The sequence below is a fragment of the Rhodococcus sp. NPDC055024 genome, assembly GCF_053608585.1.
Genome location: NZ_JBSGVT010000009.1, coordinates 216,514 through 240,661 on the forward strand (window position 1 = coordinate 216,514; position 24,148 = coordinate 240,661).

General features: G+C 62.5%; 23 protein-coding genes. 11 read left to right on the forward strand and 12 right to left on the reverse strand.

All coding sequences use genetic code 11. The features are described 5' to 3' along the window. Nucleotides 1–6 precede the first annotated feature (6 nt). Both ACWF6P_RS20180 and ACWF6P_RS20185 read right to left on the reverse strand, forming a co-directional pair. The gene (locus tag ACWF6P_RS20180) at nt 7–804 is read right to left on the reverse strand and encodes a helix-turn-helix domain-containing protein (RefSeq protein WP_452622221.1); all 798 of its coding nucleotides are present in this window, start codon (nt 802–804) and stop codon (nt 7–9) included. Nucleotides 805–975: 171 nt separating this feature from the next. After that, entirely contained in the window at nt 976–1,695 is a 720-nt protein-coding gene (locus tag ACWF6P_RS20185; protein ID WP_378546364.1) for a hypothetical protein, read from the reverse strand. Between the two features lie 459 nt (nt 1,696–2,154). On the opposite strand from ACWF6P_RS20185, the gene ACWF6P_RS20190 reads away from it, so the two are divergent. Further along, the gene (locus tag ACWF6P_RS20190; protein ID WP_452622222.1) at nt 2,155–2,718 is read left to right on the forward strand and encodes a hypothetical protein; all 564 of its coding nucleotides are present in this window, start codon (nt 2,155–2,157) and stop codon (nt 2,716–2,718) included. An 89-nt stretch (nt 2,719–2,807) separates the two neighbouring features. Here the strand turns inward: ACWF6P_RS20190 and ACWF6P_RS20195 are convergent, their stop codons facing one another. The 7 genes from ACWF6P_RS20195 to ACWF6P_RS20225 form a co-directional block, all read right to left on the reverse strand. Further along, nucleotides 2,808–3,485 (reverse strand): LpqN/LpqT family lipoprotein, encoded by a 678-nt coding sequence (locus ACWF6P_RS20195; RefSeq protein WP_452622223.1) that lies wholly within the window; start codon nt 3,483–3,485, stop codon nt 2,808–2,810. 77 nt (nt 3,486–3,562) lie between these two features. Then, entirely contained in the window at nt 3,563–4,435 is an 873-nt protein-coding gene (locus tag ACWF6P_RS20200; protein WP_452622224.1) for a 5-oxoprolinase subunit C family protein, read from the reverse strand. 57 nt (nt 4,436–4,492) lie between these two features. Then, entirely contained in the window at nt 4,493–5,107 is a 615-nt protein-coding gene (gene pxpB / locus ACWF6P_RS20205; protein WP_452622225.1) for a 5-oxoprolinase subunit PxpB, read from the reverse strand. Beyond that, on the reverse strand, nt 5,104–5,865 hold the full coding sequence (locus ACWF6P_RS20210) for a LamB/YcsF family protein (protein ID WP_452622226.1): 762 nt from the start codon (nt 5,863–5,865) through the stop codon (nt 5,104–5,106). The genes pxpB and ACWF6P_RS20210 overlap by 4 nt, the downstream gene beginning before the upstream one ends. 48 nt (nt 5,866–5,913) lie before the next feature. After that, nucleotides 5,914–6,795 (reverse strand): metal ABC transporter permease, encoded by an 882-nt coding sequence (locus tag ACWF6P_RS20215; RefSeq protein ID WP_452622227.1) that lies wholly within the window; start codon nt 6,793–6,795, stop codon nt 5,914–5,916. Continuing rightward, nucleotides 6,792–7,634 (reverse strand): metal ABC transporter ATP-binding protein, encoded by an 843-nt coding sequence (locus tag ACWF6P_RS20220; RefSeq protein WP_378645138.1) that lies wholly within the window; start codon nt 7,632–7,634, stop codon nt 6,792–6,794. The genes ACWF6P_RS20215 and ACWF6P_RS20220 overlap by 4 nt, the downstream gene beginning before the upstream one ends. A 137-nt stretch (nt 7,635–7,771) precedes the next feature. Further along, nucleotides 7,772–8,722, reverse strand: a complete 951-nt coding sequence (locus ACWF6P_RS20225; protein WP_452622228.1) for a metal ABC transporter solute-binding protein, Zn/Mn family — start codon at nt 8,720–8,722, stop codon at nt 7,772–7,774. A gap of 139 nt (nt 8,723–8,861) precedes the next feature. Between ACWF6P_RS20225 and ACWF6P_RS20230 the strand changes: the two genes are divergently transcribed. Continuing rightward, nucleotides 8,862–9,950 carry a LacI family DNA-binding transcriptional regulator gene (locus ACWF6P_RS20230; RefSeq protein ID WP_452622229.1) on the forward strand — a complete coding sequence of 363 codons (1,089 nt, stop codon included), beginning with the start codon at nt 8,862–8,864 and terminating at the stop codon, nt 9,948–9,950. A gap of 17 nt (nt 9,951–9,967) precedes the next feature. Here the strand turns inward: ACWF6P_RS20230 and otsB are convergent, their stop codons facing one another. Beyond that, the gene (gene otsB / locus ACWF6P_RS20235; protein WP_452622230.1) at nt 9,968–12,508 is read right to left on the reverse strand and encodes a trehalose-phosphatase; all 2,541 of its coding nucleotides are present in this window, start codon (nt 12,506–12,508) and stop codon (nt 9,968–9,970) included. Nucleotides 12,509–12,595: 87 nt separating this feature from the next. Then, nucleotides 12,596–13,234, reverse strand: a complete 639-nt coding sequence (gene kstR, locus ACWF6P_RS20240) for a cholesterol catabolism transcriptional regulator KstR (RefSeq protein WP_003945752.1) — start codon at nt 13,232–13,234, stop codon at nt 12,596–12,598. Nucleotides 13,235–13,328: 94 nt separating this feature from the next. Between kstR and ACWF6P_RS20245 the strand changes: the two genes are divergently transcribed. The 6 genes from ACWF6P_RS20245 to ACWF6P_RS20270 all read left to right on the forward strand — a co-directional run bounded on the left by ACWF6P_RS20245 (nt 13,329) and on the right by ACWF6P_RS20270 (nt 20,378). After that, on the forward strand, nt 13,329–15,491 hold the full coding sequence (locus ACWF6P_RS20245) for an acyl-CoA dehydrogenase (protein ID WP_452622231.1): 2,163 nt from the start codon (nt 13,329–13,331) through the stop codon (nt 15,489–15,491). Between the two features lie 83 nt (nt 15,492–15,574). After that, entirely contained in the window at nt 15,575–16,615 is a 1,041-nt protein-coding gene (locus ACWF6P_RS20250) for an acyl-CoA dehydrogenase family protein (RefSeq protein ID WP_452622232.1), read from the forward strand. Continuing rightward, nucleotides 16,600–17,751, forward strand: coding sequence for an acyl-CoA dehydrogenase family protein (locus ACWF6P_RS20255; protein WP_378645019.1), 1,152 nt, complete (start codon nt 16,600–16,602; stop codon nt 17,749–17,751). Before ACWF6P_RS20250 ends, ACWF6P_RS20255 begins: the two co-directional genes overlap by 16 nt. A gap of 10 nt (nt 17,752–17,761) precedes the next feature. Beyond that, nucleotides 17,762–18,769, forward strand: a complete 1,008-nt coding sequence (locus tag ACWF6P_RS20260) for a bifunctional MaoC family dehydratase N-terminal/OB-fold nucleic acid binding domain-containing protein (protein WP_452622233.1) — start codon at nt 17,762–17,764, stop codon at nt 18,767–18,769. A gap of 2 nt (nt 18,770–18,771) precedes the next feature. Beyond that, nucleotides 18,772–19,212, forward strand: a complete 441-nt coding sequence (locus ACWF6P_RS20265; RefSeq protein ID WP_378535008.1) for a MaoC family dehydratase — start codon at nt 18,772–18,774, stop codon at nt 19,210–19,212. Continuing rightward, nucleotides 19,209–20,378 carry a lipid-transfer protein gene (locus tag ACWF6P_RS20270; protein WP_452622234.1) on the forward strand — a complete coding sequence of 390 codons (1,170 nt, stop codon included), beginning with the start codon at nt 19,209–19,211 and terminating at the stop codon, nt 20,376–20,378. The genes ACWF6P_RS20265 and ACWF6P_RS20270 overlap by 4 nt, the downstream gene beginning before the upstream one ends. Before the next feature lie 109 nt (nt 20,379–20,487). Here the strand turns inward: ACWF6P_RS20270 and ACWF6P_RS20275 are convergent, their stop codons facing one another. After that, nucleotides 20,488–21,786 (reverse strand): DUF222 domain-containing protein, encoded by a 1,299-nt coding sequence (locus ACWF6P_RS20275; protein WP_452622235.1) that lies wholly within the window; start codon nt 21,784–21,786, stop codon nt 20,488–20,490. An 84-nt stretch (nt 21,787–21,870) separates the two neighbouring features. On the opposite strand from ACWF6P_RS20275, the gene ACWF6P_RS20280 reads away from it, so the two are divergent. The 3 genes from ACWF6P_RS20280 (at nt 21,871) to ACWF6P_RS20290 (ending at nt 24,000) form a co-directional block, all read left to right on the forward strand. Continuing rightward, complete coding sequence (locus ACWF6P_RS20280; protein ID WP_452622236.1) at nt 21,871–22,422, forward strand: GNAT family N-acetyltransferase; 552 nt, start codon at nt 21,871–21,873, stop codon at nt 22,420–22,422. Between the two features lie 31 nt (nt 22,423–22,453). Then, nucleotides 22,454–23,455 (forward strand): helix-turn-helix domain-containing protein, encoded by a 1,002-nt coding sequence (locus tag ACWF6P_RS20285; protein WP_452622237.1) that lies wholly within the window; start codon nt 22,454–22,456, stop codon nt 23,453–23,455. Nucleotides 23,456–23,589: 134 nt separating this feature from the next. After that, nucleotides 23,590–24,000 (forward strand): VOC family protein, encoded by a 411-nt coding sequence (locus ACWF6P_RS20290; RefSeq protein ID WP_452622238.1) that lies wholly within the window; start codon nt 23,590–23,592, stop codon nt 23,998–24,000. The last annotated feature ends 148 nt before the right edge of the window (nt 24,001–24,148 follow it).

Below are 24,148 nucleotides of genomic sequence, written 5' to 3' on the forward strand. Positions count from 1 at the left end.
GACCAGCTAGGCCGACAATTCGCACGCATCCGAGTAATAGTTCTTCGGTGTCCGTCCGGTGACCTTGCGGAACACGCTGGTGAAGGCGCTGGGGGTTTCGTATCCGACACGGCGGCTGACCGTCGAAACAGGAACGCCCGCAGCGAGATAGGACATCGCAGCGCGGACGCGAACTTGAATTCTCCACTCGGTGAAGGACATCCCCGTGCCCTGAGCGAACACGCGGCTCAGGGTGCGGGGGCTTCCGCCGACCACGTAGGCCCAATCGGCGAGCCCGCGTTGATCGGCGGGGTCGGCGATCAAGCGGCGTGCGACGGCGAGGGCCCGGGGATCGGCGGGCATCGGCACCGCGACATCGGCCGCCTCGATGGGCGCGAGCGTGTCGAAGACTACTGATTCGGCGCGTAAGCGAGCCTCGGTCGGCATATTTCGCTGGTGCAGGTGGATGAGCATCGTCTTGACCACGTCGTCGATGCCGATGATCGCGGGTTTTGTCCACGGGTGGGGGAACGACTCGGGCCGGAAGTACGTGAAGCGAGCCTCGGTGGATGCGCCGAGTGTGATGCGCCGTGGAGTTCCGGCCGGAATCCACATGCCGACCGTCGGTGGGATCTGCCAACGAACGTCGTCGATGTAGGCGCTCATCTCTCCGGAAGCGCCCCAGAGGAGTTCGTGTTCGGGATGGCGGATCTCACGCCACGCCCGCTTCTGATCGCGCCCGATGGTGGACGTGGTCATGGAGAAAGGGAGCGGAACGTACCGGCCTGCCGGCACAGCCCAGTACGGAAATCCTGTGGAACTCATCGCTGGATCATACCGCGAATGACTTAGGTAATGCTTTCCTATTTGGTTCTTTGATGCGGGCGCGACGGAGTGTGATCGCCACAAAAGATCGAGGGTGGCATCGAGTCCGAAGACTCGATGCCACCCTCGAACACAATCCCCGACGGAGTGTTTACAGGTGGAGCGGGCGAATCAGCTGCCGTTGGCCAGGACACCGCTGATGATGTCGGAGATGAAGCCGGCCGGGTTGTCCAGGATGGAGGAGCCGGCCGAACCGGTTCCGCCCTCGCCGTCAGAAGAGCCGAAGCCCAGATCTGCCGAGCCCGATGCGGCTGCCTCGCCGGGGTTCTTGGCGCGGATCTTGGCGTAGACGCCGCTGATGTTCTGATCGGTGCTGAACAGCGAGATACCGATCGAGCTGGAGAGTTCCTGGTACGAACCGATCGGTGCATCATCGGCGACGAGGTACTGTGCCTCGATCGTCACGGTCTTGCTACCGGTGGGGGAAATCAGCCAACCGGTGCTCGGAATGTTGACGGTGCGGTTGGTCGTATCGACAGACGGCGTGACGGATTCGGTCTTCTGGCCACCGACCAAATGCCATGCGTTGACCGTCGCGGAGTCCTGGATGTATTTGAACGTGGCGGGGTAGCGATCGACGAACTGATTGACGTAGCGCTCGGGGTGGCCGGTCGTAGAGATCACGGTGCGTACGGTGACCTTGCCGCCGGGTGCAACTTCGCCGTCGCCGACAATGCTCTTGGTGATCCGGACGTTGGAGGAGTTGACGGTCGCAGAGGCCGGGTGGGCTGCATCAGCGCTTGCGGTGCCTGCGCTCATGAAAAGTCCGCTGGTGGCCAACGCAGCGATTGCTACTCCGGTAAGTGTTTTACGCATTGAAAAACGTGACATGAAAATCTCCGTTCGAGGGGGTTCACACTGACGGCGATGGGATGACTCTTCAAAGGTTGCGCCGCGATAACCATTGAAACCTATCGGACGCTTGGCTATGTATCAGTTCGGCAGAATTTACGGAAAAGTCCGAATTGAGAGGACTTTTTCGATGTCGATTGCCTGTTGTTAACTGATTGTCGACCAATTCCACGAAAAGCTGGGCGAATGTCCAGGTCGACTGTATCGTACATCGGGAGTCGGGTTGCAACAAGTTTCAGTAATCAACGAATTCAGTTGTCCTGGAACCTCAAAGAGTGGAGATTATTCGTGGCGATGTACGGATCAAGAAATCGCAGTCTGTCCACCGTTGGATCTGGTTTGGCGGCGATCGCTCTTACTGTGGGTGCAAGTGCCCTTGGTGTTGGAGTCGCGACTGCCGAGACTGCAACTTCTGGTGCCTACACATTTACTCGGACTGTGGACAATGCGTCCCCGAAGGTCGGCGACACGATCACCTACACGACGGTGTCGAGTAAGAGCGGGCTCGAAGGGTATGTCAATCGGCTGACCGAGATTCATGCCGGCTGTCTCGAGTTCGTGCCGGGCTCGGCAAAGATTTCGAAACTGATGGGTGGCCTCCCGGGTTTGGGAGGCGTCATGAAGGAAACTGTGGAAACCCCGAATGCCTCCCAGTCGACCGCAACCACGAAGGTCTTCACCAGTAACGGTTGGTACAACAACAGCAAGAACCCGATAACGATGAAGACCAGCTACGTCGTCACGTGTGATCCGGGCACCTACGGCAGCGGGTTGACTGTCGGCGCGACGCTTTTGGGTGGGGCCGGAACCAGCGCCAGCTTCCCGGAAATGGGGCCCGCCATCGTGGTGCAGTCAACGGATCCGACCGGCCCCGGTACTGATCCTGGTACTGATCCCGGAACCAATCCCGGCACGAACCCCGGAACCGGTGGCGGAACCGGATCACTCGGCTCGTTGAGTGGTGGCCTCGGTTCCCTCAGTGGCCTATTCGGGTCGAGCTAGTCGATAGTTGTGAAAACGGCGGGCCGAGACTGTCGAAGCCTCGGCCCGCCGCTGTTGTTCGGTGATCAGGTATTCAAACCATCAGGTGCTCATCCGAATTCGATGGAAGTGTTGATTTCCTCCACCTGGTTGGACGTCTGCATGTTTGTCGTATCGGTGAACTGGTTTGCGAAGCTGACCAAGTAGACCGGCGAACTGTCGTCGGCTTGGTAAGCGACAACTGTCATGACGGCGTACAGCGGAACGTCCACGTTTGGAGCGGTCCAGGTTCCGGAGAGGCGGAATCCCTGCTGTCCGTCGACGTCGATCTCGGTGTACTTCACCTCGGTCCACCCGTCGAGAGTGGCGATTGTTTCACGCGCGGCGGCAAGAACCTCGTCTTTTGTTGCGGTGCCTTGGTTTTCGACCGTGACGGTGGTGTTCGGCATGAAGCCACTGGGTTCGCGGCTGTTGCTGGACAACGCATCCGTAACCCCGGCGGGGATGTTCTCGCCTTGGGTCCAACTCGGCGGGAGGCTGACGCTGATGCTCGGCGCTTCGGGGTCGTTGCCGGTCTCGATGGTCGTCCGCTCGCCGATGAACGGTGTCCCGTCCCGCAAGGTCGGCGTCGCGGCAGCGGCCGACGGCGAGGATGCAGAACTTTCGGAAGTGGTTGTTTCGCTGGAGACGGCCTCTCCGCTTTCCGAACTGCTGCATCCCGACAGGACGAGTGCAGCAGTGATCAGTGACGCTATTCCGAGAGCAAGTGTGCTGCTCTTAGGGCTCATAGTGTGACAGTCCTTCAGGTTCTGGCGACGGCCGAGCGCCGCCGGCAGCGTTGCTGGCGCGGCTGAGACTATCAGCGCTACGACGGCCGAGTAGTGGCCTTGAAGGTAATAGTGCTGCCGGGCCGCAGCTGTGCCAGCGACGCAATCCCTGCGTCGGAGACGACGGCGATGACCGGGTATCCGCCGGTCACGGGATGGTCGGCGAGAAACACGACGGGCGCTCCGCCTGGTGGCACCTGGATCGACCCCACGACGACGCCTTCGCTCGGCAATTCCTCTGTGTGTGAGCGATGCAGAGGCCCTTGGCCCTGTAACCGGACACCGACTCGGTTGGTGTGTTCGGTGACTTTCCAGGTGGTGTGAAGGAGCGCGTGGACGGATGCGGCGGTGAACCAGGAATTTCGGGGTCCGAGCGTGATCTCGATCGGAACTGCGCCGCGTGGAGGGGCCGGCGGTGGAATCAACTCTTCGGTGGGCCACGTCCCTTCCTCGGCTCCGAGGAGGAGGTGATCGCCGACGGTGAGCGGCGGCGGCCCGAGTCCGGAGAGCGTGTCGGTGGATCTGCTGCCGAGTACCTGCGGGACGTCTACGCCACCGCGTGCGGAGATATACGTTCTCAAACCGGTTGTACTGTAACCTAATTCGATAACACTGCCGCCGTCGAGGTGCATGCTCGCGTAGTCAGGCACCGGCTGTCCGTCGACGGTCAGCGGTACCCGTGCGCCCGTCACTGCCACCGTCATCGATCCGACGGCTCGCATAGCGAAACCGCCAGTGGTGACTTCGATGGTTGCTGCTCGAAAAGTGTTGCCTACAAGTCTGTTCGCGCTGTCGTGCGCGATCATGTCGACGGCCCCGGATCTACCTACCCCGAGGGCGCCGTAGCCTGTCCGCCCGCGGTCTTGAACTGTGGCGAGCGGGCCGGTACGCACTACCTCGAGCCAGGCCATGAATCCATTCTCCCGCAACAACGCGGTGAAGACACCGAAATCATGCGGGCATCGAATTCAGGCACGGACAAAGGTGACCATGGTGCCGGGTAGAAGCAACGCCGGCGGGCGGCGTTCGGTGTCCCACACCGACAGTTCCGTGGTTCCGATCAACTGCCAGCCGCCTGGGGAACTACGCGGGTAGACGCCCGTGAACGGTCCGGCCAATCCGACTGCACCGGCCGGGACCTGCCTGCGCGGGTCTGATCGACGTGGAACCTCCAGCCTTGTCTCGCTGCTGGTCAGATACGCGAAGCCGGGGGCGAAACCGATGAACGCGACGGTCCAGGTCGCAGACGCGTGAGCGTCGATCACACCGTCGACCCCGAGTCCGGTCAGCTTGCCCACTTCGGCAAGGTCGGCGCCGTCGTAGCTGACCGGAATCTCGACGGCAGGTCCGCTCTCGTCGGCCGTCAGTTCGATCGGTACGGCACCGCGCACCCATTTCTCCACGAGTTGGTGCCCGGTGATCGTGTTGTTGTACTCGATCAAGATGGTTCGCGCCGCAGGAATCAAGTCGATCACCCCGGGGATCCGACTGGCGTCGAGGGCCCTGAAGTTGCCCAACACGTTCAGCAGTTCGTCGTACTCGACGAGGACTGCGGATTCACCGGCGGGCAGGATCGTGATCATGTGAACGGCGTGATCTCGACGTCGGAGGATTCGAGGAGTGCACGGATCGCCGCGGACATGTCGACGGCCGCCGGACTGTCACCGTGCACGCACACCGAGGCTGCGGCGATCTTGAGGGTGCTCCCGTCGACTGCGTCGAATTCGCCGTCGACGATCATGCGGCGAACCCGTTCTGCAACCAGCGTCGGGTCGTGCAGCACCGCACCTGGTTCGGTTCGGGGGACCAGGGTGCCTTCTGCCGTGTACGCGCGATCGGCAAAAGCCTCGGCGACGATGTCGAGTCCGGCCTCTCGAGCTTCTTCCAGAAACACCGAACCCGGCAGTCCGAGAACAGGTAGCGAACTGTCGTAGGCGACGACGGCGGCGACCACGGCCCGTGCTTGCCGACGGTGATGAACTATCGCGTTGTAGAGCGCGCCGTGGGGTTTGACGTACGTGACCCGCGATCCGGCGACACGCGCCAAACCGTCGAGCGCCCCTATTTGATAAATGACGTCGGCGGTCAGGTCCTTCGGAGAGACATCGATGAAGCGCCTGCCGAAACCGGCGAGGTCTCGGTACCCCACCTGCGCGCCGATCCGTACGCCGCGGGTGGCTGCGGATTCGCATGTCGCCAACAGCGTCGTCGGATCGCCGGCATGGAATCCACACGCGATGTTCGCGCTTGTGACAAGTTCGAGCATCGCGTCGTCGTCGCCCAGTGTCCAGGCTCCGAAGCCCTCGCCGAGGTCGCTGTTCAGATCAACGCTGTAGCCCATACTTCGATTCTAGGTACATAGGCTTAGAGATATGCGGGCTCGCGGTGTTCAGGCGTGCGCCGGAATCCGTCCGGCATTCTTGCGACGTGCGGATCCGAAGAGTCGGCATATCAGGTAGATCACGAACGAGACCGAGGTGACGAAACTCGAGACCGGAACGCCGGGGGCCAACGAGAGAAGGATGCCGCCGACGGCTGCCAGTTCGGCGAACACGACGGAGAGAATTGTCGCCTTGAGTGGGCTTGCCGTGACGTACGCGGCGGCCGCTGCGGGAGTGATCAGCAGCGACATCACCAGCAGAGCGCCGACGATCTGCACGCCGAGCGCGGCGGTGATACCGACCAACACTGCGAACACTATCGACAGAGCCCGAACCGGAACGCCGCGAGCTGCAGCAACTTCGGGATCGGTGCTCGCGAAGAGCAAAGGGCGGTAGATGAATCCGAGTGTGCCGATCACGATGACCGCGCACAGCAGCAGAAGTTCGAGACCGCTGTTCCCCGGAGCCACGATCTGTCCGACCAACAACGAGAAGCTGGTTCCCGTGCGACCGTCGTACGCCCAGAGGAACAACACCGACAGGCCGAGGCCGAAAGCCATGATCACGCCGATCACCGAATCCCGGTCCCGCGCTTTGGCTCCGAGTAGCCCGAACAGAACCGCGGCGACCACGGATCCGACGATGGCGCCGAAGCCGACGCCCACACCGACGAGAAGTGCGGCGGATGCACCGGTCAGTGACAGCTCACTAGTACCGTGCACCGAGAACGACATCTGACGGCTCACGATCAGCGGCCCGATGATGCCCGCCAGCAATCCGAGGATGGCGCCGGCGATCAACGCCTGTTGGACGAAGTCGTACTGCAGTAGATCGGCGGTGGCGGACACGTCGAACATCCGCGACATCGCGTCGGTGAACTTGTTACTCACTGGTGGTGATCCTCATCAGAATGGTGAACGCCTTCTCCCGGACGCAAACCGCCCGCGCTGCCGAGCGCGTCGATGGCATCTCCGGTGCCGATCACGACGAGGCGACCACGAACCTGCAGCACCTCGACGTCGGTGTTGTACAGATCCGAGAGAACCTCGGACGTCATCACTTCGGCCGGCGTCCCGATCCGGAATTTGCCGTCCACCAGATAGAGCACTCGATCCACCAACGGCAGGATCGGATTGATCTCGTGCGTCACGAACAGCACCGCCGTGTCATGGCTGCGTCGACGCTTGTCGATCAGCGTCGAGACCAGGTGCTGGTTGGCGAGGTCGAGGCTGAGCAGCGGCTCGTCGCACAGCAGAATCCGCGGGTCGCCGACCAAAGCCTGAGCGATACGCAGTCGCTGCTGCTCGCCGCCGGACATGGAGCCGATGGGGGCGTCGGCAAACGACTGGGCGCTGACCTGCGCGATGGCGTCGTCGACGATCTTGCGTCGACGACCCCGGCGCAGTAGCCCCGTGCCCCACTGGTGACCGTCGACGCCGAGGCCGACCAGGTCGCGGCCGCGGAGCGGGAGGCCGTCGTCGATCGACTTCTGCTGCGGGATGTACCCGACATGTGAGTTCCCGGCCCGCGCCGGCGTGCCGACGATCTGAGCACTACCACCGCTGAGCTGCAGTTGACCCAGAAGAATCTTCAGAAGCGAGGTCTTGCCAGACCCGTTCGGTCCGAGTACGGCGATGAACTCACCTGGCTGTACCTCGAGGTCGAGTCCGTCCCAGAGGGTGCGGGTGCCGAAGGACAGTCGAGCATCCTTCAGCGTCACAGCGGGCACGGTGGTACCAGAAGGCTCGGTGTTACCAGAGGGCACGGTGTTTCCTGAAGGCACGGAGTCACCAGAAGGCACAGGAGTATTCGCGGAAGTTTCTGTCACAAGCCGATCGGTTCTTCTCGGAAATGGTGGGGCAAAAATTACTGGGCAGAGAGGGCGTTTGCGAGCGACTCCGCGGTCTGCGTCTGCCACTGAATGTAGTCCAGGCCCTCGGGGAGAGTCTCCGTAACCTCGACGACGGGCACTCCGGCGGTTTCGGCGGTGGTGCGCATGTCCTGGGTCACTTTGTCCTGCGTCTGGATGTTGTAGACCAGTGCGCGGGCCTGCTTCTCCGAGAGGAGCTGGCGCGTTGCGGCGATTGCGGCCGGTGAAGGATCGTTGCCGTCTTCGATGGCGCTGGTGAACTCTTCGGGAGTTGCGTCCTTCAGTTCAGCTGCGACCAGGAGGTAGTGCGCGATCGGTTCGGTCTGAGCCACGGGTGTGCCCGCGTGGGCAGCGGCGATGGAATCGGTGATCGCTGTGACGCCGGCGAGCTTCTGGCTGTATGCCTTCGCGTTGTCCTCGTAGGTCGCCGCGTTGCCCGGATCGAGAGCGCTCAGCTGATCGGCAACCGAATGTGCGACGGCGTCGACGGTCGGGATGTCGAACCAGACGTGTTCGTTGACTGCGCCGTGGGTGTGACCGTCGTGCGATTCGCCCGCGGTTTCGCCGGCATGGATGCCGCCGTCGAGCAGGTTGTAGGCGTTGACCGTCTTCTGCTCACCCTTGCCTGCGTCGAGGACGTCGGTGATGAACTGGTCGTAGCCGCCGCCGTTGTAGACGACAAGCGATGCGTCGGTGATCTTGGCGGCGTCGGCGGGAGTCGCTTCGAACGAGTGCGGGTCCGCGGACGGCTCGTTGATGATCGACGTCACGGTCAGCTTGTCGCCGGCGACGGCCTGCGCGACGTCGCCCCACACGTTCGTCGATGCGACGACGGTGATGCCGTCGTCCTTCGAGGAGGTTGAGCTGCACGCGGTGAGCGCGAATGCTGCGGCGACCGAGACGGCCGCGAGGGCGGTGGCGGTGCGGAATTTCGACGACGAACGCACGTGCTTTTCTCCTGAACAAAGGCTGGGCTAAATGCTATTGGAAACCGTTACCGTTACATATTAGCGCATAGTCGCTGGTAGTTCACCTTCGGTTCAGCCCCAACGCGCCGTCTGCGGGCACTACGGCTAACGTCCGTTTATGCCCCGGTCCCGTCAGCCACGCCGTCAAGCCACTTTGGCGTCGCTTGCCGCCGAGCTCAATGTGTCGAGAACTACAGTCTCGAACGCGTACAACCGACCCGATCAGCTCTCCGTCGAGCTACGGGATCGAGTGCTCCAAGCGGCCAAGCGACGCGGATACCCCGGACCTGATCCGGTCGCCCGTTCCTTGCGAACTCGCAAAGCCGGCGCCGTCGGTCTCTTGCTCACCGAAGCACTCAGTTATTCGTTCCGTGACCCGGCCGCCATGAGCTTTCTGGCCGGTCTCTCGGAATCATGTGAGGACGCCGGCCAGGGCTTGCTGCTCATCCCGGCAGGGCCCGGGCGCGACGAGGTGGATGCTGCGGCTGTGGTCCAGCAGGCGGGCGTCGACGGCTTTGTCGTCTACTCGGTGGCCGACGACGACCCGTATCTTGCTGCCGTGCTCGAACGTCACATTCCGATCGTCGTGTGCGACCAGCCCCGCGAGATTCCCGGTGCGTCCCTCGTAGGCATCGACGACCGCGCCGCCATGCGCAAGGTCGCCGACTACCTCATCGGTCTCGGCCACCGTGACATCGGCGTCCTCTGCATGAGGCTGGGGCGCGACCGGATGGACGGCGTCGTCAGCCAGGAACGACTCAAGTCCCCACACTTCCATGTCCAGCGTGAGCGCATCGAAGGAGTCCGCGACGCAATGGTGGCGGCTGACATGGACCCACTCTCACTCACCGTGATCGAGCGGTACGTCCACACTTCGCAGTCCGGGCACTCGGCGGCAGCGGAAGCTCTCGCGACCAAACCCGAGATCACCGCACTCGTCTGCACCACCGACGTGCTGGCCCTCGGCGCCTTGGACTGGGCGCGCTGGCAGGGCATCGATGTACCTGGTCAACTGTCTATCACCGGATTCGACGGCGTCGACGAGGCGCTGCGCGAATCACTGACAACGGTGCGCCAGCCCCAGGAAGAGAAGGGCCGGCGCGCCGGTGCGCTCTTGATGTCGCCGTCGGGATCCGGCGTTCCGGTAGTCGAGATGCTCGACACCGAACTACTGGCCGGGCGAACATCAGGTCGGATCCGGGTGTAGCTGTCACGGGGTAGCGCTCACGCCAGGAGTTGGGCGCAGCGCAACAATCCCAGATGGCTGTATGCCTGGGGGTGGTTGCCCAGCGAGCGTTCCGCGATGGGGTCGTACTCCTCCGCGAGCAGTCCGGTGGGACCCGCTGCCGCGACCAACTGGTCGAACAGTGCCTCTGCTTGCAGGCGTTGCCCGATCAGTAGGTATGCCTCGACGAGCCAGGCTGCGCAGAGATGGAATCCACCTTCGATGCCGGGCAGGCCGTCGTCGTGGTGGTAGCGGTATACCGTTGAGCCGCTGCGTAGTTCGGCCTCTGTGGCTACGACGGTTGCGGCGAAGCGTGGATCCGTGGGATCGATCAGTCCCGACAGTCCGATGTGCAGAGTGGCGGCGTCGAGATCGGTACCGTCGTAGGCAGCGGTGTACGACTGGACGTCGTCCTTCCATCCCTTGTGGCGTACTTCGTCGGCGATCTGGTCACGTAGTTCCACCCACTCGGGCAGAGCCTCACGAGAAAAGCGGGCGGCAAGATCGACAGCGCGGTCGACGGTGACCCAACCCATCACCTTGGAATAGACGTGGTGGCGCGGGTTGTCGCGAATTTCCCAGATACCGTGGTCGGGTTCGAACCAGCGTCGCTGCACTGCTTCGACCATGGCGCACACCAGTTCCCAGTCGCGGTCACTCAAAGGGTCGGCAGCACCGGCTTTTTCGCGTGCATTTGCCAGTTCGACGATCAGCTCGACGATCGGGCCGAACACGTCCAGTTGAACTTGCTGATTTGCGGCGTTTCCGACGCGGACCGGCCGGGAGCCGGCGTACCCGGGAAGTGAGTCGATGACCGCCTCGGGCGGTAGCGAAGTCCCGTACAGCGTGTAGAGGGGGTGCAGGCGCTCAGGTCCCGGCAGCGTTTCGAGCACGCGGTGGACCCAGTCGAGGTAGTTCTCGGCTTCGTCGGTGGATCCGACACTCACGAGAGCTGTTGCGGTGAGGGCGGCGTCGCGCAACCAGCAATAGCGGTAGTCCCAGTTGCGGACTCCGCCGATCTCTTCCGGCAGCGATGTCGTAGCGGCGGCCATGATGGAACCGGAATCGGCGTGAACCAGCCCGCGCAAGGTCAGCGCAGAGCGTTTCATCAAGTCCGGCTTCAGCTTCGGCAGTTCGAGCGTCTTGGCCCAATCGGACCAGTATGCCTCCGAAGTTGCTCGGCGTTCGATCTCCGGAATCTCGGAAGGGCCGATTTCTTCTGTTCCGCAGCGCAATTCGAGGACGACGTCGCCCTTGGACGGCTCGACGATGGCGTGCGCGGTCTGCTGGTTTCCGTCGGTGGCGATGTTCCACAGCACGCCGGGGGAGCGGAGCACGTAGGGCTCGTTGGTGCCGAGGACCCGAATGCCCTCGTCGACGACCTCGAGGGTGACCTGACCTTGGCCGAACTCGGGACGGGGTGCAAACGAGACGATCGCGTCGGCCTGGCCGGAAATGATGCGAGTCAGGTCGGTTCGTCCCTGCGGGACGTCGTGGGGGAGGTAGTCGGTGACGGACAGGCTCGCCCAGCGGGTCTGAACGGTCATCGTGCTGTCGATGTACTTCTGGCTCAGCGGCAGGGCTGTTCGGCGAGGCCCGACCGTGAAATGGCCCGCCCCGGTTCCGCCGAGAAGGTGCGCGAAGACGGCCGCTGAATCCGGTTCTGGATGACACAACCACGTCAGCGTCGCATCCGGGGTCACCAAAGCGACGGTGCGCGGACTGGCGAGCATCGAGAGCCGCTCGATGGGCGGAGCGTCCGCACCGGAAAGCCACGTACGACGCTCGTCGAGCAGGAACGCCAGAGCGGCAGCGACGTCCTCGGTGCTGTCGACGCGATAGTCGGCGACGGTGTCCCCACTGCCGACCTTGATTCCGATGTCCGGCCCCTGAAGCCTGCTGAACGCCTTTTCGTCGGTCACGTCGTCCCCGATGAAGACGGCAGCAGTAGCGCCGTCCTGGTGGCGAATCAAGTCGAGTGCGTGGCCCTTGTCGGTGGCGATGACGGCCAACTCGACCACCGATTTGCCCTCGGTGACCTGAACACCCGGCCAGAGCGCCGATTCGGTGCGAACGGCGATGAGTGCCTTCTCGGCGTCGTCGGCGCTGGTGTTGCGTACGTGCAGGGCGACGCTGGCGGGCTTCTTCTCCACCGTTGCCCCAGGGGTGTCGGCGGCGATTCGGCCCAGCTCGGTGACGATCTCGTCGAGCAGCTTCCTGGCGTCGGCGTCGATCGCGTGAACGAATCCGATATCGAACTCGGAGCCGTGGCTGCCGACCAACTGCACTTCGGCGGGAAGTCGGGACAGCGCAGCCAGATCCTTGAGGGCGCGACCGGAGATCACGGCAGCCGTCGTCGAAGCCAGGCTGGCGAGGGAGCGGAGCGCACGCACCGTTTCCGCACGGGGATACGCCTTGTCCGGGTTGGCGACGATGGGTGCCATCGTCCCGTCGTAGTCGGAGGCTACGAGCAGACGCGGGGTGCGTGCCACGCCCGACAGTGCTCGGCGGAGTTCGATGGACAGATCTTGTGCGCTCACCTCTTCAAATCTAGGTGATGCAGCGACTCCTGGCTCGATACGTTTCCGGCCGATCAGTGCAAAAACGACAGATGCGACAAAGGACGTCTATTCGGGTTTCCGAGTTCCGTCACCGAGCAGCAGTTCAACCGTCAATTCCAGTCGATTGGCGACATCGGTAGCCGAAGAACGTCGCGTGAGCCATGCCACCAAATTGGACAGCCACACATCGGAGATCACGCGCGCGATCGCCAACTGCTCTTCGGTTGGCTCCTCTTCGGTCATCGCTCGTGCGAAGAGGCGGTCCATCAACTGGCCCACTTGATCGACCTCGGCCGCTGCGGAGGCGTCGGCGAACATGAACGCGCGAGTCATGGCTTCGGTCAGGAGTGGATCGCGCTGCATCGCGCGGGTGATGAGGCTGAGGATCAGCTGCATCCGCTCGAGCGGGCTGGTTCCGGGTGGGATCTTGCCCTTGGAATCGATCTTCTCGAATTCGCGTGCCAGAGCGGACACCAACAGGTGAACCTTGGACGGGAAGTAGCGATAGAGCGTTCCGACTGCGACGTCGGCGCGCTCGGCCACGGCGCGCATCTGGACGGCCTCGTAGCCGCCCTTGGACGCCAAGGCGAGGGTTGCGTCGAGAATCCGCTTGCGGCGTTCGCGTTGCGCGTTGGAGCTGAGATCGTCGTCCCCGAGCGTTGCAGAAGCAACCGCGTTGGAGCGGGATCGGGATGTTGTGGTCATCGACAAATTCCTTCGCGCCTTGACTCTTGGCCAGGTGTCATATTAGAACACGTTCTAAACAATTGTGTCACTTATCGAGAGGCGGGAACCAGTTGTGACAATCGCCACGACCGATGAACAGCGGGCGGTCCAGGAATCGATAGAGGCCTGGGCTCGCTCGGCCACGCCGATGGACATGGTACGCCGTGGACCAGCAGTTTCGTGGCGGGAGAAATGGTCCGAGTTCGCGTCTCTCGGGATATTTTCGGTCGCCGTTCCCGAAGCGGTAGGCGGAGCCGGAGCCGAAATCGTCGATCTCGCAGCAATGCTCGAACAGGCGGCAATCGAACTCGTGCCGGGTCCTGTTCTCACGACTGCACTCGCAGCTCTGGTGGTGGGGCGTAGTTCGTCGCCCGCTGCCAAGCGTTGGTCCGAAACGCTCGCCGACGGTGCGTTGCCGTGCGCCGTCGTATTGGACGAAAGTCCAGTTGCGGCAACGGCGAACGCGTCCGGTGGCATCGAGCTTCATGGCGAAGGAGGTTACGCCTGGGGTGGAGATTCGGGCGTATCGGTACTCGTGTCGGCAGGCGTGAATTCCGAAGGTGACGGCTCGCGTGTCGTCTGGGCTCTCGTCGACGGCGACAGCGAAGGCGTGACCTACGACGCCGTCGACACGATCGACAAGTCGCGGCCACTGGCACGAGTCTCGTTCGACCGAGTGACGGTTGACGCCGACCGAATCCTCGATGACATTGCGCCCGGATCGGTTTCCGATCTCGCGGCGGTACTGGGGGCCGCGGAAGCAGCCGGAATTGCGGCGTGGAGCCTGCGTACTGCGGTGGAGTACGCGAAGATTCGCGAACAATTCGGAAAGCCCATCGGCTCGTTCCAGGCGATCAAACACATCTGCGCCGAAATGCTGTGTCGCGTAGAGAATGCCGGAGCGGTCGCCTGGGACGCCGCGGTCGCTGCCGAGTCGGGCGACGAACTTCCGATCGCCGCAGCAGTGGCGGCCGCGGTGTCGCTGGACGCCGCAGTCGACACGGCAAAAGACTGCATTCAAGTGCTCGGCGGCATCGGATTCACCTGGGAGCACGAGGCGCACTTCTACCTTCGTCGAGCACTGTCGCTCCGGCAGATTCTGGGCGGATCGTCTCATTGGCGCGCACGCGTCGCGGAATTGACGATCGGCGGCGCACGGCGTCACCTTCAGATCGACTTGAGTGAGCTCGAATCCGACCGGTCCGAAATTCGCGAAGAGGTAGCGCAATTGGTGGCGCTGCCTGAATCCGAGCAGCGCAACGCGCTGGCCGAATCGGGCTACCTCGCACCGCACTGGCCCAAGCCGTACGGCCGGGGCGCCAAGGCAGCGCAACAGATCCTGATCGAAGAAGAGTTGGCGGCCGTCGGTATCGGCCGCCCCGACCTGGTGATCGGGTGGTGGGCAGTGCCGACCATCCTCGAGCACGGCAGTGCGGAGCAGATCGAAAGATTCGCGACTCCGACGCTTAAGGGCGAGATCACCTGGTGCCAGCTCTTCAGCGAACCTGGTGCAGGTTCGGATCTTGCGGCACTGCGCACGACCGCGGAAAAGGTCGACGGCGGTTGGAAGCTGAACGGCCAGAAAGTCTGGACTTCGCTTGCGCGTGAAGCTGACTGGGCCATCTGCCTAGCCAGGACCGATCGCGATGTTCCCAAGCACAAGGGCATCACGTACTTCCTTCTCGACATGAAGACCGCTGGGATTCGGATCTCGCCGCTGCGCGAGATCACCGGAGACGCCCTGTTCAACGAAGTCTTCCTCGACGACGTCTTCGTGCCGGACGCGTGCGTCGTCGGCCAGCTCGGTGGAGGCTGGAAGCTGGCCCGCACGACCCTCGCGAACGAGCGGGTCGCGATGAGCGGTGGCTCTTCACTCGGCGGTGCGATGGAGGAATTGCTCGAGCTGGCCGGCGATCCCGATCCTGTGGTTGCAGACAAGCTCGGTGGGCTGATCGGAACCGCCATGGTGGGCTCACTGCTGGAATTGCGCACGACACTGCGGCAATTGGATGGTCAGGATCCGGGCCCGGCGTCGAGCGTCCGCAAGCTGGTGGGCGTGCGCCAGCGTCAGAATGTAGCGGAGTTCGCCATGGAATTGGGTGGCCCGGCCGGATGGGTGGAGGGCCCGCTTTCGCGTGAGTTCCTCAACACGCGATGCCTGTCGATTGCCGGCGGAACCACGCAGATTCTGTTGACCGTCGCCGCGGAGAGAATTCTGGGCCTGCCCCGTGATTAGACGGCGTGAGTAGAGGCCTTTAGAAATGTCCACGTTGGTGATACAACTAGAACACGTTCTACATCAGAGACAGGATTGCCAGCGTGGACTTCACTCCCGATGAAACCCAGGAAGCGGTCGCCGAGGTGGCTACCGCGCTCCTTGCCCGCGAACTGGAGCCGGACGCGCTCTGGGCGGCATTCGCCGAAGCCGACCTGCTCACGTTGGCACTGCCCGAGCGTCTGGGCGGCGAGGGCCTCTCGGTCACCGACGTCGGCTCTCTTCTCGTGGAGGTCGGCCGGGCCGCCGCTCCCATTCCGGCTCTCGCGACCCTCGGCTTCGGCGTACTCCCCATCGTTGCTCTGGGGACCGATGCTCAGCAGGACGAGTTGCTCACCGGAGTCGGCGCCGGCCGGGTGTTCACTGCGGCACTCGGTGAGCCGGGGCAGCAGTTCCCGGCGCATCCGTCGACTATCGCGCAGCAGTCAGGCGACTGGTATCGCGTCAGCGGGACGGTTCTTGCCGTGCCCTTCGCGGCGAGTGCACACAGAATTCTTGTGCCCACCGACGCCGGAGTCGTCCTTGTCGATCCGACCGCCGCCGGCGTTGCACTGACACCGACTCCCAGTTCGTCCGGCAGTCCGGAGTTCGCAGTCACCATGGACGAGGCCGTCGGTGAACTTCTCGGTGCCGGCGAGGAATCCATCCAGACGCTGTACCGGATCGCCACGGCGAGTATCGGAGCCGTCGCAGACGGTTTGGTTTCCGGCGCCGTTGATCTCACTGCCACACACGTCGGCTCGCGTGAGCAATTCGGCAAGCCGCTCGCCACGTTCCAAGCAGTCTCACAGCAGATAGCCGACGCCTACGTCACCTCGCGGACTCTTCACGTCGCGGCGTTGTCGGCGTCCTGGCGCGTGTCGGAGGGCCTGGATGCCCAGTCGGACCTCGACGTCATGGCGTACTGGATCGCCCAAGAAGTGCCTGCCACGATGCAGGTGCTTCACCACTTGCACGGCGGTCTGGGCGTCGACGTCACCTATCCGCTTCATCGTTACTACTCGACGGCAAAAGACTTGGCGCGCCTGCTCGGCGGCGCTTCGCAGCGACTCGACCTCGTGGGGGCCCGGTGTTCATCGATCTGACCGACAGTCAGCGCGCATTGCAAGCTGAACTTCGACGCTACTTTTCGACGCTGATCTCACCCGAAGAGGCCAAGATCATGCGTGTGGAGCGGCATGGCCCTACCTATCGCGAGGTCATCCGCCGTATGGGCAAGGACGGTTGGCTCGGCGTCGGCTGGCCGGTGGAGTACGGCGGACGTGGGTTCGGAGAAGTCGAGCAGCAAATTTTTGTCAACGAGGCTGTGCGGGCGGATGTCCCACTGCCTTCGGTGACGTTGCAGACCGTCGGCCCGACTCTGCAGAAGTACGGCAGCGAGGAGCAGAAGCAGAAATTCCTGCCCGCGATCCTGGCCGGTGAAGTGCACTTCGCGATCGGCTACACCGAACCGGAAGCGGGCACGGACCTTGCAGCACTGCGGACCTCGGCAGTGCGCAATGGTGACGAGTACGTCGTCAACGGCCAGAAGATCTTCACGACCGGCGGGCACGACGCGGATTACGTGTGGCTCGCCGTGCGGACAGGTTCTGCCGATTCACGGCACCGCGGCATCTCCATCCTCATCATGGACACCAAGGATCCCGGCTACACCTGGACGCCGATCATCACCTGCGACGGCGCGCATCACGTCAACGCCACCTACTACGAGGACGTTCGTGTTCCGGCGAACATGCTTGTGGGTGAAGAGAATCAGGGCTGGCGCTTGATCACGACGCAGCTCAATCACGAACGCGTCATGCTCGGCCCGGCAGGTCGGGTTGCAGGGATCTACGACCACGTCTTCGACTGGGCCAAGCGTGAAAATCTGCTTGATCACGTTGACGTACGGCGCGCGCTCGGCGAAATTCATGCGACGTACCGGCTCAACGAACTGCTCAACTGGCAAGTGGCGTCGAGTGATTCGGATTCGGTGGATATCGCTGACGCTTCGGCAACCAAAGTGTTTGCGACCGAGCGCATCCAGCGGGTCGGTCGACTGGCGGAAGAGATCGTCGGGCGGTACGGAAATCCGATCGATCCCGAAACTGCTGATCTCATGGAGTGGCTGGACATGCAGATCAAGCGCAACCTGGTGATCACCTTCGGCGGTGGAGTCAACGAGGTGATGCGCGAATTGATTGCGACCGCCGGCCTGAAGCTTCCCCGCGTTCCGAGATAGGAAACAAACCGTGTCAGATCCCATTCTCACTGCTGCCGAACGGGTTCGGGAGGACGGGCCGAGCGCTCCTCGCGCCGGCCGGGACCCCGTGAACCTGCCGATGATCCGCAACTGGGTCGAGGCGATCGGAGACGAGAACCCGATCTACGTCGACGAATCGGCTGCCCGCGCCGCCGGACACGACGGCATAGTCGCGCCGCCGGCGATGGCGCAGGTATGGACGATGCGCGGTCTGGGCGCGATTCGCGAAGCTGACGATCCGTTGGGCCGGATGACGGACATACTCGACGAAGCCGGATTCACGTCCGTCGTCGCGACCAACTGTGATCAGATCTACCACCGCTATCTGAAGCCGGGTGAAGAAGTCACCATCTCGTCGGTGTTGGAAGATGTTGTGGGGCCGAAGAAGACAGGTCTCGGTGAAGGTTGGTTCTTCACTACCCGTAGCTACTGGCGGGTCGGCGAAGAACTGGTCTCGGAGATGATGTTCCGGATCTTGAAGTTCGCGCCGCCAACAAGTGAGAGCCCCTCCACCGACGTGCCTGCTGACCTGGACGCATCTCGGATGCTGCGTCCGACAGCATCTCTCGACACGCAGTTCTTCTGGGACGGTGTTGCCGCACACGAGTTGCGCATTCAACTGCGTGCGGACGGTTCGGTGCAGCACCCGCCGGTGCCCGCGATCTGGAAGGACAAGTCGCAGCAGACCGACTACGTGGTCGCGTCCGGTCGGGGAACGGTCTTCAGCTTTGTCGTTCACCACGCCCCCAAGGTTCCTGGTCGGTCGTTGCCGTTCGTCGTGGCCCTGGTCGAACTGCCGGAGGGTGTGCGGATGCTCGGCGAATTGCGTGGTGTCGATCCCTCGAACGTATCGATCGGAATGGAGGTGGAGGCGATCTACCTCGACTTCCCCGGTGACGACGAGACCGGGGGAACTCCCTGGACTCTGTACGCCTGGCAGCCGGTTTCTGTGTCTGCGGTGTCGGTTGTGTCTGCGGTTTCTGCGGTGAAGGAGTGATGATGACTTCGACGACGGATATCACTGTGGGAGAGATTCTTCCGCAGCTCTCGATTTACGGCGACCCGACTTTTGTCGTCTCGGCGGCGCTCGCTACCCGAGACTTTCAAGATGTTCACCACGACCGCGACCTCGCACAGAAACGCGGCTCGAAGGACATCTTCGTCAACATCCTCACCGACACCGGCCTGGTGCAGCGATTCGTGACCGATTGGGCAGGACCGCGGGCCGTACTCACGTCGATCAAACTCCGCCTCGGGGTCCCCTGGTACGCCTACGACACCTTGACGCTCTCCGGAACGGTGACCTCCTACGACGAGGATCTCGTGTCGCTCGCGGTGGTCGGCAAGAACAGCCTGGGAGATCACATCACCGCACAGGTCACACTGGCATTTCCGGCGTCGGGCTCGAATGGAGACATTGAAAACGGAGACATTGAATGAGCGCATTGTCCGGCAAGGCCGCGATCGTCGGAATCGGCGCCACGGATTTCTCGAAGGACTCCGGTCGCAGTGAACTGCGACTGGCCGCCGAGGCTGTTCAAGCCGCGTTGGACGACGCCGGTCTGACACCCGCCGACGTCGACGGTCTTACCTCGTTCACCATGGACACCAACACCGAAGTGGCAGTGGCTCGTTCGGTGGGTATCCCGAACCTCAAGTTCTTCAGCCGTATCCACTACGGCGGCGGTGCCGCTGCGGCAACGATTCAGCAGGCAGCCATGGCTGTCGCCACTGGCGTTGCAGACGTAGTCGTTGCTTACCGCGCGTTCAACGAGCGATCGGGCGCGCGTTTCGGTCAGGTGAACTCCGGCCTTGTGGCGCAGGTCAATTCGTCGGGCACAGACAACGCCTTTTCCTATCCTCACGGATTGGGCACGCCCGCATCGTTTGTCGCGATGGTCGCCCAGCGATACATGCACGTCTACGGAGCATCCAGCGAGGACTTCGGCCGAATCGCCGTCGCGGACCGTAAGCATGCAGCCACCAATCCGAAGGCATTCTTCTACGGAAAACCGATCACCCTCGAGGACCATCAGAATTCGCGATTCATCGCCGAACCATTGCATCTCCTCGATTGCTGCCAGGAGTCGGACGGCGGCATTGCCATAGTTGTCACCTCGGCAGAACGAGCCAAGGATCTGAAGAACACCCCTGCCGTTATCGCTGCCGCTGCACAGGGCAGCGGGGCGGATCAATACATCATGACCAGCTACTACCGTGACGGTTTGACCGGCCTACCGGAGATGGGCCTTGTCGGCGATCAGCTCTGGTCACAAAGTGGGCTGCGCCCGTCGGACATACAGACGGCGGTCTTCTACGACCACTTCACGCCCTATGTTCTGATGCAGCTCGAGGAACTCGGTTTCTGTGGCAGGGGAGAAGCGAAAGACTTCATCGCCGGTGGCGCAATCGAACTCGGCGGTAAACTTCCGATCAACACCCATGGCGGACAGCTCGGTGAGGCATACATCCACGGGATGAACGGTATCGCCGAGGGTGTTCGGCAGATCCGCGGTACTTCGGTCAACCAGGTCGACTCCGTCGAAAATGTACTCGTGACTGCGGGAACTGGCGTTCCGACATCGGGGCTTGTGCTGACACGCTGATTGATCGTGGGCACGGCTTCATCAAGCGTCACGGCCTGTTGGCACCGCATCGGAGGGATCCCTTCGATGCGGTGCTGGGCCGTATTCTGTTGTACCCGAGAAGCTGTTCTCAGGTTTTGAAGGTGGTGTTCGCCGGCCTGGGGTGCCGCTGCGGGTCGATCGAGGGCGGCGGGATGAACCACGGTTTGTTGTCGACACCCATTCTGATGTCCCACTTGCCGACGAACACCGCTTTCCTGTGCATCAGCCGGTGATGCGAACGGCACAGCAGCACAAGGTTGTTCATCACCGTCGGACCGCCGTTAGCCCAATGCCGGATATGGTGCGCATCCGTCCACGCCGGTACGCATGAACATCCGGGGAACGCGCAGCCGCTGTCGCGGGCGATCAACGCCACTCTCTGTTCGGCGGTGACCAATCGTTTTCCGGGTCTCGCATCGAGGGGCGCCCCGTGGTCGTCCAGTAGGACGGTCGACAGGAAACAATCACAGCCGAGAAGCCTCGTCTGCGACACCGACAGCGGTCCCAACCATGGCATATGCCCAACATCAAGATCCGACCGAGAGCCGCGACCATCAGTTGGTGTTGCGGCACAATCCCGATGCTCAGCCAAATCCCGAGCATCGATGTGCACGTTCACGTGCGGACGTTGACCACCGTCGGTACCGGTCTTCGCGCAATCCAGATAGCGGCGGATCAGTTCGGTGAACCCGTCCGCGGTCCGCTTCGCTGCCGACCGAGCGTCGGGAGTTCCGTCGGGCGCGGGGGTGGGCATCGTCAGATTCGACAGGGCCGACAGCAGCATTTCGCCGGTGAGGGAGTCGAAATCGCCTCGCACCACCACGCGACCGTTGAGTGTCGAGGCGATGCGCAGCTCGTTGCGGTCGACATCTTCGGCGGGCGGAATCTCATCCGATTCGAACACCCGCTCCAAAGTCGCGATGACGTGCCGCACCTTCGTTGTTGTCGCTTCCACCCCCGACGCAGCCGCCAACAACAAATCGATGCAGCGAGGTAGCGCTTCCACCGGCATCCCCTTCGGCGGGGACTCACAAAACGCGACGATCAAGACGGCGTGATCGAACGAGCAATCCCCGCAATCGAACCGAGCCGCCACAGCCGGGAACGGCCGTAGCGCGGCGCCCAGGGCGGCGATCTTCTTCCCGTCCCGAACCTGCAGCATCGTTTTTGCCGCCAACCATGACCCGACTCCACGGGACGCAATCACCTGATCGTCCGGGCGCATCGACAGTTCGTCCACCACCGCCACCCGAACGGCTTCCAAGCGCAGAATCTCTGCACTTGCCTCGATAGCAGCCTCACGCAACTCGGCAGCAGTCAACTGCCACAACCGTCCGCGTAACCCCACCGCAGAACCCGAAACAACTTCCGACGACAAGACACTCATAGAATCCCCCGATCCCCACCCTCTACAATACTCGAACACACATTCGAGTCAAGGGATATTTCGAACCCGATCTAGGATCGCTGGATGTTCACGTTGTCTACGGAACGCCTTGTTCTGCGGGATTTCGCGCCCGAGGATGAAGAGGCCGTCCATCAGTACGCGTCCGACCCTGCCGTCTGTAGGCATGTTGATTGGGGTCCGAATACTCCCGCGATGACCAGGGCGTTCCTTGCCGATGCGGCGCTCGAAGCTGCGCTCGTCGAACGTCGCTCGTTCACCCTGGCGATCACGTCGAAAGCTGACGGAGCAGTGATCGGGTCGGTAGCTGCTTGGGAAGTATCCGCCGCGCACTGTCGGGCCGAACTCGGTTTTGTCGTGAACCCGAAGTTTCAGGGGCAGGGTTATGCGTCCGAGGCAGGGCGCGCGGTTCTGGAACTCGCCTGTTCCCGTCTTGGAGCGCAGCGAGTGCAGGCAACGTGTCGTCCGGAGAACTCGGCGTCGGCGTCGGTGCTCGCCAAAATCGGCATGGTGGAGGAGGGGCTGATGCGGGCGCACATGGTGATCCGGGGGGCCGCGGTCGATTCGCTGCTTTTTGCCGCCGTACGAGCAGGGATCACGCCACCTGACTTTGCGTGACCTTCCCCGGCCCTGGTGCGATACTCGAACCATGTTCGAGGACGCCTTGCTCATCGACGTGGCCGGTCGGCCCACCATGCAGCATCACCAGGCCTTTTCTCGGGACTGGGATCGCATCAAGGAGTGGTCCGACAACATCTACATGCCCTATACGGTGACGCCGATCGGAAGTCGGTTGAAGCCGGCTTCGGACATGTACTCGGCGGCAGTCGGCAAGATCGACGTCACCAGATTCTGTTACGGGATTCCGGTCTCCGTCGGTGAATGTTCGCCTGAAGCCGGAAACATTCTGGTCCTGACGACGATCAGGGGCAACGGTCGACATGCTCTCGGACGGGGCGCTGCGGCGAATACCGGAGTAGGGGAGACCTTTGTCGCAGACTGCAGCCGGACCGACTACTTCGTCGAATTCGACGAGGATCACCTGCAGCTGAATCTCACTGTGCCGCATCAGCTTGTCGCCGATCACGCCCAACAGTGGTACGGGGTAGTTCCCGATGACCGCCTGTGGCGGCACAAGTGCACCATCGGCGGGCGTGGCTCGAGTTGGCTGGCATTGATGGACTACGTCGTTCGCGCAATTGCAGAATCACCCGACGCGATGTCGGGTGAAAGGTTGGGTGTCAGGGTTCAAGAACTCGTCACGGCTCAGCTTCTCGACGAGTGGGCGACGCAGGCCGGGTTGCAACTCGGCGTCGACGTCGCCTCCGCCGAACCGGCCTACGTGCGATCGGCAGAGGAGTACATCGACACCTTCGCGCGCTCGGTGCCGACGGCGTCGGAGATCGCGGCTGCAGTGGGCGTCAGCGTCCGAGCGCTCACTGCGGGATTTCGACGATACCGAGACACCACGCCGGGTCAACGACTGCGCACTCGTCGACTGGAGGGAGTACGGAGCGAACTATTGCGTTCCGATGGGAGAACCGTCTCCGAAATCGCCAACGCCTGGGGTTACGTCAATCTGGGGATGTTTGCGGCGGCATACCGGAAACGGTTCGGGGAGCTACCTTCCGAGACTCGGAACCGATTCTGAGGACAGCTGTTTGAACGGTCATGACGATCGGTTTACACAGTGGATGAACTGCCTTGATCCGTTGTTTCGTGTCGGAGCGTTCTGCAAGGATTGAATTCGAACGTGACAGCAATCCCACGAGCTAGGAGTACGTCATGGCAACTCGACTCAATCCGTACATCAGCTTCAACGGCAATGCCCGCGAGGCGTTGGAGTTCTACAAAGAAATCTTCGGTGGCACGCTGGCGCTGAGCACGTTCGGTGAATTCGGCAATCCCGGTGAAGGCGGCGACAAGATCATGCACGGAATGCTCGAAACCGATCAGGGATACACCCTGATGGGTGCCGATACTCCGCCCGGCATGCCGTACAACCCCGGCGACAACATCACGGTCAGCCTCAGCGGCGACGACGATGACGTGCTGCGCGGGTACTGGGAGCAGTTGTCGGGAACGGGAACGGTGAGCGTTCCACTCGAGAAGCAGATGTGGGGCGACGAATTCGGCGCCTGTACAGACAAATTCGGCATTTCCTGGCTAGTGAATATCGGAGCGCCCCAGAGCTGACTCCAAGCTCTGCCCGGTTCTGCCGAAACGAGACAGTTTTCCTGCCGTTTCGAGGCAGAACCGGGTATGTGATCACCGTTACATTCTGTTCGACAAGACAAGTTGCGAGTCGGATGGAGAAATGCAGTGACGATCGAAGATATTGCGC

What these genes read in the sequence shown, in the direction of transcription:
- ACWF6P_RS20275 (WP_452622235.1), bottom strand. Translation starts at nt 21,786, where the DNA reads ATGAGTGTCTTGTCGTCGGAAGTTGTTTCGGGTTCTGCGGTGGGGTTA.
- ACWF6P_RS20210 (WP_452622226.1), bottom strand. Translation starts at nt 5,865, where the DNA reads ATGGGCTACAGCGTTGATCTGAACAGCGACCTCGGCGAGGGCTTCGGA.
- pxpB (WP_452622225.1), bottom strand. Translation starts at nt 5,107, where the DNA reads ATGATCACGATCCTGCCCGCCGGTGAATCCGCAGTCCTCGTCGAGTAC.
- ACWF6P_RS20280 (WP_452622236.1), top strand. Translation starts at nt 21,871, where the DNA reads ATGTTCACGTTGTCTACGGAACGCCTTGTTCTGCGGGATTTCGCGCCC.
- ACWF6P_RS20230 (WP_452622229.1), top strand. Translation starts at nt 8,862, where the DNA reads ATGCCCCGGTCCCGTCAGCCACGCCGTCAAGCCACTTTGGCGTCGCTT.
- ACWF6P_RS20290 (WP_452622238.1), top strand. Translation starts at nt 23,590, where the DNA reads ATGGCAACTCGACTCAATCCGTACATCAGCTTCAACGGCAATGCCCGC.
- ACWF6P_RS20270 (WP_452622234.1), top strand. Translation starts at nt 19,209, where the DNA reads ATGAGCGCATTGTCCGGCAAGGCCGCGATCGTCGGAATCGGCGCCACG.
- ACWF6P_RS20180 (WP_452622221.1), bottom strand. Translation starts at nt 804, where the DNA reads ATGAGTTCCACAGGATTTCCGTACTGGGCTGTGCCGGCAGGCCGGTAC.
- ACWF6P_RS20200 (WP_452622224.1), bottom strand. Translation starts at nt 4,435, where the DNA reads ATGGCCTGGCTCGAGGTAGTGCGTACCGGCCCGCTCGCCACAGTTCAA.
- ACWF6P_RS20185 (WP_378546364.1), bottom strand. Translation starts at nt 1,695, where the DNA reads ATGTCACGTTTTTCAATGCGTAAAACACTTACCGGAGTAGCAATCGCT.
- ACWF6P_RS20265 (WP_378535008.1), top strand. Translation starts at nt 18,772, where the DNA reads ATGACTTCGACGACGGATATCACTGTGGGAGAGATTCTTCCGCAGCTC.
- ACWF6P_RS20195 (WP_452622223.1), bottom strand. Translation starts at nt 3,485, where the DNA reads ATGAGCCCTAAGAGCAGCACACTTGCTCTCGGAATAGCGTCACTGATC.
- kstR (WP_003945752.1), bottom strand. Translation starts at nt 13,234, where the DNA reads ATGACCACAACATCCCGATCCCGCTCCAACGCGGTTGCTTCTGCAACG.
- ACWF6P_RS20285 (WP_452622237.1), top strand. Translation starts at nt 22,454, where the DNA reads ATGTTCGAGGACGCCTTGCTCATCGACGTGGCCGGTCGGCCCACCATG.